At 67.6% G+C, this 14,520-nt stretch carries 12 protein-coding genes; all 12 read left to right on the top strand.

Translation table 11 applies throughout. The features are described from left to right. The first annotated feature begins 27 nt into the window (after window positions 1-27). The 12 genes from pheS (at window position 28) to tyrS (ending at window position 14,261) form a co-directional block, all read left to right on the top strand. Window positions 28-1,074: a phenylalanine--tRNA ligase subunit alpha gene (gene pheS / locus EAH68_RS00060; protein ID WP_126119286.1), complete on the top strand. Its 1,047-nt coding sequence runs from the start codon at window positions 28-30 to the stop codon at window positions 1,072-1,074. A 31-nt stretch (window positions 1,075-1,105) separates the two neighbouring features. Next, a complete protein-coding gene (gene pheT / locus EAH68_RS00055; RefSeq protein ID WP_126119285.1) occupies window positions 1,106-3,613 on the top strand; it encodes a phenylalanine--tRNA ligase subunit beta in 2,508 nt (835 codons plus the stop codon). A 285-nt stretch (window positions 3,614-3,898) separates the two neighbouring features. Further along, window positions 3,899-4,939: an N-acetyl-gamma-glutamyl-phosphate reductase gene (gene argC, locus EAH68_RS00050; protein WP_126119284.1), complete on the top strand. Its 1,041-nt coding sequence runs from the start codon at window positions 3,899-3,901 to the stop codon at window positions 4,937-4,939. A gap of 41 nt (window positions 4,940-4,980) precedes the next feature. Beyond that, window positions 4,981-6,141: a bifunctional glutamate N-acetyltransferase/amino-acid acetyltransferase ArgJ gene (gene argJ / locus EAH68_RS00045; protein ID WP_126119283.1), complete on the top strand. Its 1,161-nt coding sequence runs from the start codon at window positions 4,981-4,983 to the stop codon at window positions 6,139-6,141. A 12-nt stretch (window positions 6,142-6,153) separates the two neighbouring features. Then, window positions 6,154-7,095 (top strand): acetylglutamate kinase, encoded by a 942-nt coding sequence (argB, locus tag EAH68_RS00040; protein WP_126119282.1) that lies wholly within the window; start codon window positions 6,154-6,156, stop codon window positions 7,093-7,095. Then, window positions 7,088-8,266, top strand: coding sequence for an acetylornithine transaminase (locus tag EAH68_RS00035; RefSeq protein WP_126119281.1), 1,179 nt, complete (start codon window positions 7,088-7,090; stop codon window positions 8,264-8,266). Before argB ends, EAH68_RS00035 begins: the two co-directional genes overlap by 8 nt. Before the next feature lie 2 nt (window positions 8,267-8,268). Next, window positions 8,269-9,225: an ornithine carbamoyltransferase gene (argF, locus tag EAH68_RS00030; protein ID WP_126119280.1), complete on the top strand. Its 957-nt coding sequence runs from the start codon at window positions 8,269-8,271 to the stop codon at window positions 9,223-9,225. After that, window positions 9,222-9,698 carry an arginine repressor gene (locus EAH68_RS00025; protein WP_126119279.1) on the top strand — a complete coding sequence of 159 codons (477 nt, stop codon included), beginning with the start codon at window positions 9,222-9,224 and terminating at the stop codon, window positions 9,696-9,698. The genes argF and EAH68_RS00025 overlap by 4 nt, the downstream gene beginning before the upstream one ends. A 79-nt stretch (window positions 9,699-9,777) precedes the next feature. Beyond that, on the top strand, window positions 9,778-10,980 hold the full coding sequence (locus tag EAH68_RS00020) for an argininosuccinate synthase (protein ID WP_126119278.1): 1,203 nt from the start codon (window positions 9,778-9,780) through the stop codon (window positions 10,978-10,980). After that, on the top strand, window positions 10,981-12,414 hold the full coding sequence (gene argH / locus EAH68_RS00015; RefSeq protein WP_126119277.1) for an argininosuccinate lyase: 1,434 nt from the start codon (window positions 10,981-10,983) through the stop codon (window positions 12,412-12,414). A 350-nt stretch (window positions 12,415-12,764) separates the two neighbouring features. Beyond that, window positions 12,765-12,953 carry a Trm112 family protein gene (locus EAH68_RS00010; RefSeq protein ID WP_126119276.1) on the top strand — a complete coding sequence of 63 codons (189 nt, stop codon included), beginning with the start codon at window positions 12,765-12,767 and terminating at the stop codon, window positions 12,951-12,953. Between the two features lie 39 nt (window positions 12,954-12,992). Further along, the gene (gene tyrS / locus EAH68_RS00005; protein WP_126119275.1) at window positions 12,993-14,261 is read left to right on the top strand and encodes a tyrosine--tRNA ligase; all 1,269 of its coding nucleotides are present in this window, start codon (window positions 12,993-12,995) and stop codon (window positions 14,259-14,261) included. The last annotated feature ends 259 nt before the right edge of the window (window positions 14,262-14,520 follow it).

Below are 14,520 nucleotides of genomic sequence, written 5' to 3'. Positions count from 1 at the left end.
TACGAAGAAGGGTTCGGTTTAGGCCACGTGTCTGAGACTCCTGAAATTGAACTGACCGAGGCGGGACTCAACGCCGCCGCCGATGCCGCCACAGCGGCCTTCGACGCCGCCACGGATCTCGAGTCACTCGCCGTCGCCCGCCGCGACCACCTGGGCGATGAAGCACCGATCCCGCAGGCCCGTCGCGCACTGGGCAGCCTGCCCAAGGACCAGCGCAAGGACGCCGGCCGGTTGGTCAACATGGCCCGGGGGCGCGTCGAGAAGCACTTCACGCAGGTTCATGAGGCCCTGGAGGCCAAACAGCGTGCCGAGCAGCTCGTGGCCGAGAAGGTCGACGTCACCGTGCCCACCACCCGCACCCAGGTCGGCGCCCTGCACCCGATCACCTCGCTGATGGAAACCATCTCCGACATCTTCCTCGGCATGGGCTGGGAGATCGAGGACGGCCCGGAGGTCGAGGCCGAGTACTTCAACTTCGACGCCCTGAATTTCCTGCCGGACCACCCGGCCCGCACCCTGCAGGACACCTTCCACGTCAGTGTGGAGGACTCCCTGCAGGTGCTGCGCACCCACACCTCCCCGGTGCAGGTCCGCTCCATGCTCGACCGGGACGTGCCCCTCTACATCGCCTGCCCCGGCCGCGTCTTCCGCACCGATGAGCTCGACGCCACCCACACCCCGGTCTTCCACCAGGTGGAGGGACTGGCCGTGGACAAGGGCCTGACCATGGCGCACCTGCGCGGCACCCTCGACCACATGGCCAAGACGCTCTTCGGCCCGGAGACGAAGACCCGCATGCGCGCCAACTACTTCCCCTTCACGGAGCCCTCGGCCGAGGTCGACGTCTGGTTCCCGAACAAGAAGGGTGGCGCCGGCTGGATCGAGTGGGGCGGTTGCGGCATGGTCCACCCGAACGTGCTCCAGGCCGTGGGCATCGACCCGGAGGTCTACACCGGCTTCGCCTTCGGCATGGGCCTGGAACGCACCCTGCAGTTCCGCAACGGACTGTCCGACATGCGCGACATGGTGGAGGGCGACGTCCGCTTCACCCTGCCCTTCGGCATCAGCAAGTAGCCACCCGGTTCAGGAAGAGGAGAACAACCACATGCACATCGCACAGAACTGGGTGACCGGACTGCTGGGTCACGCCAACACCGGTTTCGGCGTCTCGCCGGCGGAGCTCGACGGCGGCTACGTCCGCGTCGGCTTCGAGACGGAGGGCTACGAGCCCATCCCGGAGACCACCGGCCCGCTGGTCATCGGCGTGGTCAAGAACATCGAGGAACTCACCGAGTTCAAGAAGCCCATCCGCTACTGCCTCGTCGATGTCGGCCAGGCCAACGGCACCGGTGAGCTGCAGGGCATCGTCTGCGGCGCCCGTAACTTCGTCGAGGGCGACACCGTCGTCGTGTCCCTGCCGGGTGCGGTCCTGCCCGGCGGCTTCGCCATCGCCGCGCGCGAGACCTACGGGCATGTCTCCAACGGCATGATCTGCTCGGCCTCCGAGCTCGGCTTCACCGACAAGCAGAACGCCGGCATCATCACGCTCGATCCGGCCTCAGGCCAGCCGGGCGATGATGCCCGCGAGGTTCTCGGCCTGTCCGACACCGCCTTCGAGGTCAACGTCACCCCGGACCGCGGCTACGCCCTGTCCGCCCGCGGACTGACCCGCGAGCTGGCCTCGGCCTTCGGCCTGGAGTACGCGGATGTGGCGAAGCAGCCCGAGGTCGCCGGCTTCGACCTGGCCGGGGTGCCCGCCCCGGACGGTGAGCTGCTGGACATCGACATCCGCCCGGAGACGAAGACCGTCCGTTTCGGCCTGCGCAAGGTCACCGGCATCGACCCGGCCGCCGAGTCCCCGTTCTGGCTGCAGCGCGAGCTCATGCTGTCGGGCCAGCGCCCGGTCAACGCCGCCACCGACGTGACCAACTACATCATGCTGCTGCTCGGCCAGCCGATGCACGCCTTCGACGCCGGCCGCATCACCGGTGGCCTGACCGTGCGCAACGCCGAGGCGGGGGAGAAGTTCGAGACCCTTGACCACGTCAAACGTGAGCTCTCCGCCGAGGACGTGGTCATCTGCGACGAGACCGGCATCCAGTCCATGGCTGGCGTCATGGGTGGCACCCGTTCCGAGATCTCCGATGAGACCACCGATGTCTACTTCGAGGCCGCCATCTGGGATCCGAAGACCGTGGCGCGCACCTCGCGCCGCCACAAGCTGAGCTCCGAGGCCTCCCGCCGTTTCGAGCGCACCGTAGACCCGGCCATCGTCGAGGTCGCCCTCGACATGGCGTGTGCCCTGCTCGTGGACATCGCCGGCGGCACCATCAACGCCGAGCGCACCATCATCGGGGACGTCCCGGCCATGCCGGCCATCACCATGGACGTCCACCACCCCTCGCAGCTCGCCGGTGTCGAATACAGCCGGGAGACCGTCATCGCCCGCCTCGAGGAGGTCGGCTGCACCGTCGTCGCCGAAGGTGACCAGCTGCAGGTCACCCCGCCGACCTGGCGCGCAGACCTGACCATCCCCGCCGACCTGGTGGAGGAGGTCCTGCGTCTGGAGGGTCTGGAGGACATCCCGCTCGTGCTGCCGACCCCGGTCGGTGGCCGCGGTCTCAGCCCGGCGCAGCGCCGCCGCCGCGCCGTGGGCCATGCCCTGGCCTACAACGGTTACGCGGAGATCCTGCCGAGCCCCTTCATCGCCAACGACACCTTCGACGTCTGGGGCCTGGCCGCCGACGACGAGCGCCGCAACGCCGTGACGGTCCAGAACCCGCTCGAATCCGACCGGGCCATCCTGGGCACGACCCTGCTGCCCACGATGCTCGACGCCGTGGTGCGCAACGTCTCCCGCGGGCGTCATGACGTCTCCCTCTTCGGCCTCCAGCAGGTCTCCTTCGCCCGTGCCGAGCGTTCCGCCATGCCTTCGGTGGCCGCCCGCCCGGATGAGGCGACCGTCGCTGAGCTGATCAACTCCCTGCCGCACCAGCCGCTGCACGTGGCCACCGTCGCCACCGGCAACCTGGAACTCGAGGGCCCCTGGGGGCAGGGCCGCGCCTACACCTGGGCGGATGCCATCGAGTCCGCCCGCGTCGTGGCGCGTGCCGCCGATGTCGAGCTCGACGTCGAATCCGCCGATGTTCTGCCCTGGCACCCTGGCCGCTGCGCCGCTCTGCTTATCGACGGCACCGTCGTCGGCCACGCCGGTGAGCTCCACCCGCAGGTGCTTGAGGCCCTCGGCCTGCCGGAGCGCACCTGCGCGATGGAGCTGGATCTGTCCGCGCTGCCGCTGACGGAGAACCTCCCGGCCCCGGTGCTGTCCAGCTACCCGGGTCTGCACCAGGACATCGCCCTGGTCGTCGACGAGGACATCCCGGCAGAACAGGTCCGCCGCGTCGTTGAGGAAGGCGCCGGTGAGCTGCTCGAGGAGGTCAAGCTCTTCGACATCTACCGCTCGGAGCAGTTGGGTGAGGGCCGGAAGTCCCTGGCCTTCTCCCTGCTCTTCCGTGCCACCGACCGCACCCTGACCGACGAGGAGGCCAACGAGCACCGTCTCGCGGCCGCCGCACTGGCCAAGGAGCGTTTCGGAGCGGAGATGCGAGCTTAAGCTGTTTCTTCTGCGGCACAGAGATCCGCGTCGATAACCCCGGAGCAGGGTAATCGGCGCGGATCTTTCTGTGTGCCGGTGGAACCCGGTGCGCAATATCTGGGCGGGGGAGTGGACGCTGATGAGCATTATCGCAGGTCGCAGAGGCCAGCTTGATGCTCAAGATAAGATACTGCGCGAGGAGCAGCTCTCGGCGGGTACCCTGAAGGAGGACAGCGGGGGGCGTCGCAAAGAATTCACTCTGCATACTTTTCATTCTGATGCATAAATGTTAGGGTGTGGGGTATGACGATCAAGGTTGCAGTCGCTGGTGCCTCCGGATACGCGGGCGGGGAGATCCTCCGCCTCCTCCTGGGCCATCCCTCCTACCTCTCCGGTGACCTCGAGATCGGTGCGCTGACCGCGGGCTCCTCGGCCGGCACCCCGGTCGCCGACCTCATGCCGCACCTGCCGCAGCTGGCGGACAAGGTCATCCAGGACACCACCCCCGAAGTCCTCGCCGGCCACGATGTCGTGTTCCTCGCCCTGCCGCACGGCCATTCCGCAGCGATCGGCAAGGCGCTCGAGGACACCGTCGTCATCGACTGCGCCGCCGACTTCCGCCTGCAGGAGGCGGGGGAGTGGGAGCACTACTACGGCTCCGAGCACCAGGGCACCTGGCCCTACGGCATCCCCGAGATGCCCGGCCACCGCGAGCAGCTCCAGGGTGCCAAGCGCATCGCCGTGCCAGGTTGTTTCCCCACGGGTGCGACCCTGGCAGCACTGCCGGCTGTAGCCGGCGGGCTGATCACCCCGGACCTGTCGATTGTCTCCATCACGGGTGTCTCCGGCGCGGGCAAGAAGGCCGCCGTCGGCCTGCTCGGTGCCGAGACGATGGGCAACCTGCGCGCCTACAACACGGCCGGAAAGCACCGCCACACCCCGGAGGTCATCCAGAACCTGTCCGAGGTCACCGACGAGAAGGTCTCCGTCAGCTTCACCCCGGTGCTCGCCCCGCTGCCGCGCGGCATCCTCACCACCATCACCGCCCCCCTCAAGGAGGGCGTGACCCAGGACGTCGCCTACGAGACCTACCGCGCCTTCTACGCCGACGAGACCTTCGTCCACCTCCTGCCCGAGGGCCGGCAGCCGGAGACCCAGAACGTCATCGGCTCCAACATGTGCCACGTGCAGGTCGAGGTCGACGAGCGGGCCGGTGTCCTGCTGGTCACCTCCGCCCTGGACAACCTGACCAAGGGCACCGGCGGCGCCGCCGTCCAGTGCATGAACCTCGCCCTCGGCCTGGATGAGGCCGCCGGTCTCCCGCAGGCCGCGGTCGCCCCTTAAGAACTCCCCCGCGCACACCTCCCGAGAAAGACGACACACCCATGAGCAGCACCGGCATCACCGCCCCGGCAGGTTTCACCGCCGCCGGCATCACCGCGGGCATCAAGCCCTCCGGCAACCCCGACATGGCCCTCGTGGTCAACAACGGCCCCGAGTTCCACGCCGCGGCGGTGTTCACCCGCAACCGTGTCGTCGCCTCTCCCGTGAAGCTCTCCCGCGAGGCCGTCAGCGACGGACAGATCCGCGCCGTGGTCTTCAACGCCGGCAACGCCAACGCCTGCAACGGCACCCAGGGTGACCTGGACGCCGCCGAGATGCAGCAGCGCACCGCCGAACTGCTCGGCCTGGAGTCGGGGGATGTCGGCGTGTGCTCCACCGGGCTGATCGGTGAGCTGATGCCCATGGACAAGATCCGTGCCGGCCTGGAACAGCTCGTCCCAGCCCTCGGCGACAACGGCACCCTGGCCGCCCAGGCCATCATGACCACGGACCTGGTGAAGAAGGAGACCGTGGTCCAGGCCGAGGGTTGGAGCCTCGGCGGCATGGCCAAGGGCGTGGGCATGATCTCGCCCTCCCTGGCCACCCTGCTGTCCTGCTTCACCACCGATGCCGTGGCCACCCCGGAGATGCTCGACACCGCCCTGCGTGCCGCCTCGAAGCAGACCTTCGACACCCTCGACGTCGACGGCTCCACCTCCACCAACGACACCGTCTTCCTGCTGGCCTCCGGCGCCTCCGGGATCAGCCCGAGCCAGGAGGAGCTCAACGCCGCCGTGCTCGAGGCCTCCCTCGATCTGACCCGCCAGCTGCAGGCCGATGCCGAGGGCGTGACCAAGCGCGTCGTGGTCACGGTGGAAGGCACCTCCACCGACGAGCAGGCCCTTGACGCCGCGCGCACCCTGGCCCGCGACAACCTCTTCAAGTGCGCGATGTTCGGCTCCGACCCGAACTGGGGGCGGGTGCTCGCTGCCGTCGGCATGGCTGACGCGGACATGGATCCCGAGCACATCTCGGTCTACTTCAATGAGCAGCCCGTGTGCATCGACACCACCGGTGCCCCCGGTGCCCGTGAGGTGGACCTCTCGGGTGCGGACATCGACGTCCGGGTCCACCTCGGCGTGGACGGTCCCGGCCGTGCCACCGTCCGCACCACAGACCTCTCCCACGATTACGTCCACATCAACTCCGCCTACTCCAGCTAGAAAGAACCCTCCATGGATTCCCTGAAGAATCTCAGCTCCGAGGCACGCGCCCATGTGCTCGCCGAGGCCCTGCCGTGGCTGCAGCACTTCCGCGACAAGATCGTCGTGGTCAAATACGGCGGCAACGCCATGGTCGACGAGGACCTCAAGGCCGCCTTCGCCGCCGACATGGTCTTCCTGCGCACCGTCGGCGCCAAGCCCGTCGTCGTGCACGGCGGTGGCCCGCAGATCTCCTCCATGCTCAAGCGTGTCGGCCTGGAAGGCGAATTCAAGGGCGGGTTCCGGGTGACCACCCCGGAGGTCATGGAGATCGTCCGCATGGTGCTTTTCGGCCAGGTCGGCCGGGACCTGGTCGGCCTCATCAACTCCCACGGCCCCTACGCCGTGGGCACCTCCGGTGAGGACGCCGCCCTGTTCACCGCCACCAAGCGGCTCGTCGACGTCGGGGGAGTGCCCACCGACATCGGCCTGGTCGGTGACATCACCGACGTCAACCCCGAGGCCCTGATGGACATCATCGAGGCCGGGCGCATCCCGGTGGTCTCCACCATCGCCCCCGGCGAGGACGGCCAGGTCTACAACATCAACGCCGACACCGCCGCCGGCGCACTGGCGGAGGCCATCGGTGCGGAGCGTCTGCTCATCCTCACCAACGTCGAGGGTCTCTACACCGACTGGCCCAACAAGGACTCCCTGGTCTCCAAGATCAAGACCTCCGAGCTGGAGAACCTCCTGCCGGACCTGGACTCCGGGATGATCCCCAAGATGGAGTCCTGTGTCCGTGCCGTCCAGGGCGGGGTCTCCGCGGCACACGTCATCGACGGCCGCATCGCGCACTCCGTGATCCTGGAGCTGCTGACCATGGGTGGTATCGGCACGATGGTGCTGCCCGATAAATACGACCGCGAGAACTACCCCGCCGGAACCGTCTTCAGGAAGGACTCCAATGACTGACGCACTGACCCAGTGGAACCAGGTGCTGATGAACAACTACGGCACCCCGCCGCTCGAGCTGGTGACCGGCAAGGGCGCCACCGTGACGGATGCGCAGGGCCGTGTCCACATCGACATGCTGGCCGGCATCGCCGTCAACTCTCTCGGTCACGCCCACCCGGCGATCACCGAGGCCGTGACCTTCCAGCTCAGCCAGCTGGGCCACACCTCCAACCTCTTCGCCACCGCACCGGTGATCAAGGCAGCCACCGCCCTCAAGGAGCGCATCGGCGACGACTCGGCCCGGGTGTTCTTCTGCAACTCCGGCGCGGAGGCCAACGAGGCCGCCTTCAAGCTGGCGCGGCTGACCGGCCGTTCCCGCGTGCTGGCCGCCGTCGACGGTTTCCACGGCCGCACCATGGGCTCCCTCGCACTGACCGGCCAGCCGGACAAGCGCAAGCCCTTCGAGCCGCTGCCCAGCGGCGTGGAGTTCTACCCCTACGGCGATCTGGACTACCTGACCACACTCGTCGAGGTGAACCCGGCCGAGGTAGCCGCGATCTTCCTCGAACCCATCCAGGGTGAGACCGGCGTCATCCCCGCCCCGGCAGGCTTCCTGCAGGGCGTGCGCGAACTCTGCGACACCCACGGGATCCTGTTCGTCGCCGACGAGGTGCAGACCGGTGTCGGTCGCACCGGTGACTTCTTCGCCTTCCAGCATGATCAGGTGCTCCCGGACGTGGTCACCATGGCCAAGGGCCTGGGCGGCGGCATCCCCATCGGTGCGACCATCGCCCGCGGGAAGGCCGCCGAACTCTTCGCCCCCGGCGCCCACGGCACCACTTTCGGCGGCAACCCCATCGCCTGTGCTGCCGCCAACGCGGTGCTCGGCATCGTCGACGACGCCTTCTGCGCGGAGGTAGCCGAGAAGGGCAGGTTCCTCGCCGAGAAGCTGCGCGGCATCGACGGCGTGACCGAGGTGCGCGGCCGCGGCCTCATGCTGGGCGTGGTGCTGGAACGTGACGTCGCCAAGCAGGCGGTGACCCGCAGCTTCGAGCACGGCCTGATCCTCAACGCCCCGGCCGACAACGTCGTCCGGCTGACTCCGCCGCTGGTCATCAGCGAGGACGAGATGAACGCGGCCGTCGAGAAGCTCTCGGCGCTGCTGAACGAACTGAGCCAGGAGGACTGAGAATGACCAACCCCAACGTGCGGCACTTCCTTGCCGACGATGACCTCAGCCCCGCCGAGCAGGCCGAGGTGCTGGCGCTTGCCGCAGAACTGAAGCAGGCCCCGCTTTCCCGGCGCCCGCTGGAGGGGCCGCTGAGCGTGGCGGTGCTCTTCGACAAGTCCTCCACCCGCACCCGCTTCTCCTTCGACGCCGGCATCGCCCACCTCGGCGGGCACGCCATCGTCGTGGACTCCGGTGCCACCCAGATGGGCAAGGGCGAGAGCTACCAGGACACCGGTGCCGTGCTCTCACGTTTCACCGAGATGATCGTCTGGCGCACCTTCGCCCACTCCAACTTCCACGCGATGGCCGAGACCGCCACCGTGCCGATCATCAACTCGCTCTCCGATGACCTGCACCCCTGCCAGATCCTGGCCGACCTGCAGACCTGCGTGGAGAACCTCTGCCCAGGGCAGGGCCCGGCCGGGCTGCAGGGCCGCAAGGCGGTCTACCTCGGCGACGGCGACAACAACATGGCCAATTCCTACATGATCGGCTTCGCCACCGCCGGGATGGACATCGCGATCATCGCGCCGGAGGGCTTCCAGCCGAAGGCGGAGTTCGTCGAGCGGGCCCGGCGCCGCGCGGCAGAGACCGGCGCAACCGTGACCGTCACCGACGACACCACGGCCGTGGCGGGTGCCGATGTGGTCATCACCGACACCTGGGTGTCCATGGGTATGGAAGAGGACGGCAAGGACCGCCGCACCCCCTTCCTGCCCTACCAGGTCACCGGCGAGATCATGGCGGCGGCAGGGGAGCAGGCCATCTTCCTGCACTGCCTGCCGGCCTACCGCGGCAATGAGGTCACCGCCGAGGTCATCGACGGACCGCGCTCGCGCGTCTTCGACGAGGCAGAGAACCGGCTGCACGCCCAGAAGGCCCTCATGGTCTGGCTGCTGGAGAACCAGCCGGCATGACCACCCCGGTGACACGGACCGCCCGGCAGGCCAAGATCCTGGAGATCCTGGACAAGACCCGGGTCTACAGCCAGGTGCAGCTGTCCGAGCTGCTCCTGGACGAGGGCTTCGACATCACCCAGGCCACCCTCTCAAGGGACCTCGACGAGCTCGGCGCCAAGAAGATCCGCCCCGACGGCGGCCGCGCCCACTACGTCATCGGACACGTCGAGCAGGCCCTGGCGGAGCAGCTGACCGGCCCGAAGGAGAAGCTGCGCCGCATGCTCGATGAGCTGGTGGTCAACGTCGACCACTCCGGCAACATCGCGGTGCTGCGCACCCCGCCGGGGGCCGCCCAGTACCTGGCCAGCTTCATCGACCGCGTCGGCCTCGACGAGGTCGTCGGATCCATCGCGGGCGATGACACCATCTTCGTCCTGGCCCGCGAGCCCCTCACCGGCCGTGAGCTGGGGGACCTGCTCACCAACCGGTGAGGCCCCCGGTATCCTGATCGGGACCTGCAAAACATATCTTCCATAACCTTCAATTTTTCACCACCCAAGGAGAATCCCCATGACTGCACGCGTTGTCCTCGCCTACTCCGGCGGCCTCGACACCACCGTCGCCATCCCGTACCTGGCCAAGATGACCGGCGGCGAGGTCGTCGCCGTCTCCCTCGACCTGGGCCAGGGTGGCGAGGACATGGAGGCCGTGCGCCAGCGCGCCCTGGACTCCGGCGCCGTCGAGTCCATCGTCATCGACGCCCGCGACGAGTTCGCCGAGGAGTACTGCCTGCCCACCATCCAGGCCAACGGCATGTACATGAAGCAGTACCCGTTGGTCTCCGCGATCTCCCGCCCCCTGATCGTCAAGCACCTGGTCGAGGCCGCCAAGGAGCACGGCGGCACCCACGTTTCCCACGGCTGCACCGGCAAGGGCAACGACCAGGTCCGTTTCGAGGTCGGCTTCCGCGACATGAACCCGGACCTGGAGATCATCGCCCCGGCCCGTGACTACGCCTGGACCCGCGACAAGGCCATCGAGTTCGCCGAAGCGAACGATGTTCCCATCGAACAGTCCGCCGCATCCCCGTTCTCCATCGACCAGAACGTCTGGGGCCGCGCCATCGAGACCGGCTACCTCGAGGACCTGTGGAACGCCCCCACCAAGGACATCTACGCCTACACCGAGGATCCGGCCCTGGGCAACGCCCCGGATGAGCTGATCATCTCCTTCAAGGCCGGTAAGCCCGTCGCCATCGACGGCAAGCCGGTCACCATGCTCGAGGCCATCGAGGAGCTCAACCGCCGTGGCGGCGCCCAGGGTGTGGGCCGCCTCGACATGGTCGAGGATCGCCTCGTGGGCATCAAATCCCGCGAGATCTACGAGGCACCGGGTGCCATGATCCTGATCAAGGCCCACGAGGCCATGGAGGACGTCACCCTCGAGCGTGAGCTCGCGCGCTACAAGCGCCTTGTCGACGCCCGCTGGTCCGAGGAGGTCTACGACGGCCTGTGGTTCGGCCCGCTGAAGCGCTCCCTCGACGCCTTCATCGCCTCCACCCAGGAGCACGTCAACGGCGACATCCGCCTGGTCCTGCACGCCGGTTCCATCATCATCAACGGCCGCCGCTCCGAGACCTCGCTCTACGACTTCGACCTGGCCACCTACGACTCCGGCGACACCTTCGACCAGACCATGGCCAAGGGCTTCGTCAAGCTCCACGGTCTGTCCTCCGAGATCGCCAACCGTCGTGACCGCGAGGCTGGCAAGTAAATGGAGCAGCACGGAACCAACGAGGGTGCCCTCTGGGGCGGCCGCTTCTCCGGCGGCCCGTCCGAGGCAATGTTCGCCCTGAGCGTGTCCACCCACTTTGACTGGGTGCTCGCCCCCTACGACGTGCTCGCCTCGAAGGCGCACGCCCGGGTGCTGCACTCCGCCGGTCTGCTCTCCGACGGGGACCTGGCCACCATGCTCGACGGCCTCGACCGCCTGGGGCGCGACGTCGCCGACGGCAGCTTCGGCCCCGAGCCCAGCGACGAGGACGTCCACGGTGCCATGGAACGCGGTCTCATCGACCGCGTCGGCCCCGAGGTCGGCGGCCGCCTGCGCGCGGGCCGGTCCCGCAACGACCAGGTGGCCACCCTGTTCCGCATGTGGGTGCGCGACGCGGTGCGCGACATCGCCATCGGCGTCACCGAGCTTGTCGACGCCCTCGTCGACCAGGCCGAGGCCCACCCGGACGCCATCATGCCCGGCAAAACCCACTTCCAGGCCGCGCAGCCCGTGCTGCTCGCCCACCAGCTGCTGGCCCACGCCCAGCCGCTGCTGCGCGACATCGAGCGCATCCGCGACCTGGACAAGCGGCTGGCCGTCAGCCCCTACGGCTCCGGCGCCCTGGCCGGGTCCTCCCTGAAGCTCAACCCGGAGGCCATCGCCGAGGAACTCGGCTTCGATTCCGCGGCCGACAACTCCATCGACGCCACCTCCTCGCGTGACTTCGCCTCCGAGACGGCCTTCGTCCTGGCGCAGCTCTCGGTGGACATGTCGCGCCTGGCCGAGGAGATCATCGCCTGGTGCACCCCGGAATTCGGGTACATCACGCTCTCCGACGCCTGGTCCACAGGCTCGTCGATCATGCCGCAGAAGAAGAACCCGGACGTCGCGGAACTGACCCGCGGCAAGTCCGGCCGGCTCATCGGCAACCTGGCCGGCCTGCTGGCCACCCTCAAGGCGCAGCCGCTGGCCTACAACCGGGACCTGCAGGAGGACAAGGAGCCCATCGTCGACTCGGTGGCCCAGCTCAACCTGTTGCTGCCCGCGATGACCGGCCTGGTGTCCACGCTGGTCTTCCACGAGGAACGTCTGCGTGAGCTCGCACCCGCCGGCTTCACCCTGGCCACCGACCTGGCCGAGTGGATGGTCCGCGAGGGCGTGCCCTTCCGCGAGGCCCACGAGGCCTCCGGTGCCTGTGTGCGCATCGCCGAGGCGCGCGGCGTCGGCCTGGACGAGCTGACCGACGAGGAGCTGCAGTCCGTGGACGAGCGCCTCACCCCGGCGGTGCGTGAGGTCCTCACCATCGACGGTGCGGTCGCCTCGCGCACGACCCGCGGCGGTACCGCCGGTGTTCGCGTCGCCGAGCAGCGGGACCGGGTGGCCAACGCCTCCCGCGACCACTACACCTGGGCGACCACCCCGGTCCGGGCCTGACGGTCCCGCCCGCGCTGCCGAGCTCACCGCGGGGCAGCAGATCGCGGCCACCACACCCAACTGCAGGGTGTGCACCCCCCTCACCCCGATCCTGGAGATCCTGGAGCGTGAGGGGCGTGGCCTGCCGGGCGGCACCGTCCGCCCCACCTGAGCGGCCCGAGGCCGATGACCTGCTGTCGCTTCTCGACGCCCCGCCTCGGAAGCCCTCGACTTCATGGCCGCGGTGGGGGACCGCTGTTGCAGGTTCGCCAGTTCGTCGCCGCCGACACCCTCCGCGAGCTGGAGGGCAGCACCCGGACCCTGCGGATCCAGTTCAGGCGTCCACCGGGCGCCGGGTACGATACGTAGCCATGAGTCTCGATCCGAAGTTGCTGGAGGTCCTGGCCTGTCCGAAGGACAAGGGCCCACTGACCTATCTTGAGGACCAGCAGGTCCTGGTCAACGAGCGCCTCGGCCTCGCCTATCGCATTGATGACGGCATACCAGTGATGCTCATCGACGAGGCGACGCCCTGGCCGCCCGCATCCGACAACACCTGAGCCTTCACCTTCCACAACACACGAGGATCAAGAAAACCCATGAACATCATCGACGAACTGAGCTGGCGCGGACTGATCAACCAGTCCACCGACCTGGACAACCTGCGCGAGGCCTGCGAGCAGCCGATCAGTCTCTACTGCGGGTTCGACCCGACCGGTGACTCCCTGCACGCCGGCCACCTGGTGCCCATGGTCATGCTGCGCCGCTTCCAGGAATTCGGTCACCGCCCGGTCACCCTGGCCGGCGGCGCCACCGGCATGATCGGCGACCCGCGTGATGTCGGCGAGCGCAGCATGCTCTCCGACGAGGACGTCGCCGCCAACATGGAGGCCATCAAGTCGCAGCTGCGCCGCTTCGTCAAATTCGACACCGGTGGGGACAACGACGGCATCATGGTCAACAACGCCGACTGGACGATGAACATGAACGTCATCGACTTCCTCCGCGACGTGGGCAAGAACTTCTCCCTGAACACGATGCTCGACCGCGACACCGTCAAGCGCCGCCTCGAGTCCGACGGCATCTCCTACACAGAGTTCTCCTACATGCTGCTGCAGGCCAACGACTTCGTGCAGTTGCGCCGCAACTACGACTGCATCCTGCAGATCGGTGGCGGCGACCAGTGGGGCAACATCGTCTCCGGCGTCGATCTCAACCGTCGCCTGGACGCGGCGAAGGTTCACGGCCTCACTGTCCCGCTGGTCACCGATGCCGAGGGCAACAAGTTCGGCAAGTCCACCGGCGGTGGCCGTCTCTGGCTGGATGCGGAGAAGACCAGCCCGTACTCCTGGTACCAGTACTTCATCAACGTCGGTGACTCCGTGGTCATCGACTACCTCAAGTGGTTCACCTTCCTCACCCAGGCGGAGATCGCTGAGCTCGAGGTTGAGGTCGCCGAGCGACCCTTCAAGCGCGAGGCCCAGAAGCGCCTCGCCCGGGAGATGACCAACCTCGTCCACGGTGAAGCGGCGACTGAGGCAGTTGAGCTCGCCTCCCAGGCACTGTTCGGTCGTGCGGAACTTGCCGACCTGGACGAGAACACTCTCGCCTCCGCTGTCTCCGAGACGGAGATCTTTGAGGTCAACGCCGGCGATGAGCGCACCATCGTGGACCTGCTCGCGGGCACCGGACTCGTTGATTCCCGCGGTGCCGCACGTCGCGCCATCAAGGAAGGTGGCGCCTACGTGAACAACGAGCGAATCGAATCCGAGGACTGGGAGCCGGCTGACGCTGATCTCCTGCACGGATCCTGGCTGGTTCTGCGCCGCGGAAAGAAGAACTTCGCCGGCGTGAAGATCAACGCCTGATCGAAGTGCTCACCGAAACCCCACCTGAGCTGGCGATTTGGTGAAGGTGGGGGAGGTGAGTAACTTAATGGGAGTCGCACAGAGCGCCGCGGGACACCGCGAGATGCACAGTGTGACAGGGAGATTAACTCGAAGTTGACACCGAGAAAACGGTAGCCTAGAGTTGGAACTCCAGCCGCAGAGAATGAAGCCCGAAAGGGTTGATGGTTCAGCGTGCAAATGTTGTTTGAGAACTCAATAGTGTGCCAATGTACTTTTG

It is taken from the genome of Corynebacterium hylobatis, assembly GCF_003955685.1.
In the GTDB taxonomy this organism is placed as follows: domain Bacteria; phylum Actinomycetota; class Actinomycetes; order Mycobacteriales; family Mycobacteriaceae; genus Corynebacterium; species Corynebacterium hylobatis.
This window is presented reverse-complemented; position numbering and strand designations above follow the sequence as displayed.

Excerpts from the sequence above, each read along its gene's own strand:
- pheT (WP_126119285.1), top strand. The coding sequence starts at position 1,106 with ATGCACATCGCACAGAACTGGGTGACCGGACTGCTGGGTCACGCCAAC.
- argC (WP_126119284.1), top strand. The coding sequence starts at position 3,899 with ATGACGATCAAGGTTGCAGTCGCTGGTGCCTCCGGATACGCGGGCGGG.
- argJ (WP_126119283.1), top strand. The coding sequence starts at position 4,981 with ATGAGCAGCACCGGCATCACCGCCCCGGCAGGTTTCACCGCCGCCGGC.
- argB (WP_126119282.1), top strand. The coding sequence starts at position 6,154 with ATGGATTCCCTGAAGAATCTCAGCTCCGAGGCACGCGCCCATGTGCTC.
- EAH68_RS00035 (WP_126119281.1), top strand. The coding sequence starts at position 7,088 with ATGACTGACGCACTGACCCAGTGGAACCAGGTGCTGATGAACAACTAC.
- argF (WP_126119280.1), top strand. The coding sequence starts at position 8,269 with ATGACCAACCCCAACGTGCGGCACTTCCTTGCCGACGATGACCTCAGC.
- EAH68_RS00025 (WP_126119279.1), top strand. The coding sequence starts at position 9,222 with ATGACCACCCCGGTGACACGGACCGCCCGGCAGGCCAAGATCCTGGAG.
- EAH68_RS00020 (WP_126119278.1), top strand. The coding sequence starts at position 9,778 with ATGACTGCACGCGTTGTCCTCGCCTACTCCGGCGGCCTCGACACCACC.
- argH (WP_126119277.1), top strand. The coding sequence starts at position 10,981 with ATGGAGCAGCACGGAACCAACGAGGGTGCCCTCTGGGGCGGCCGCTTC.
- EAH68_RS00010 (WP_126119276.1), top strand. The coding sequence starts at position 12,765 with ATGAGTCTCGATCCGAAGTTGCTGGAGGTCCTGGCCTGTCCGAAGGAC.
- tyrS (WP_126119275.1), top strand. The coding sequence starts at position 12,993 with ATGAACATCATCGACGAACTGAGCTGGCGCGGACTGATCAACCAGTCC.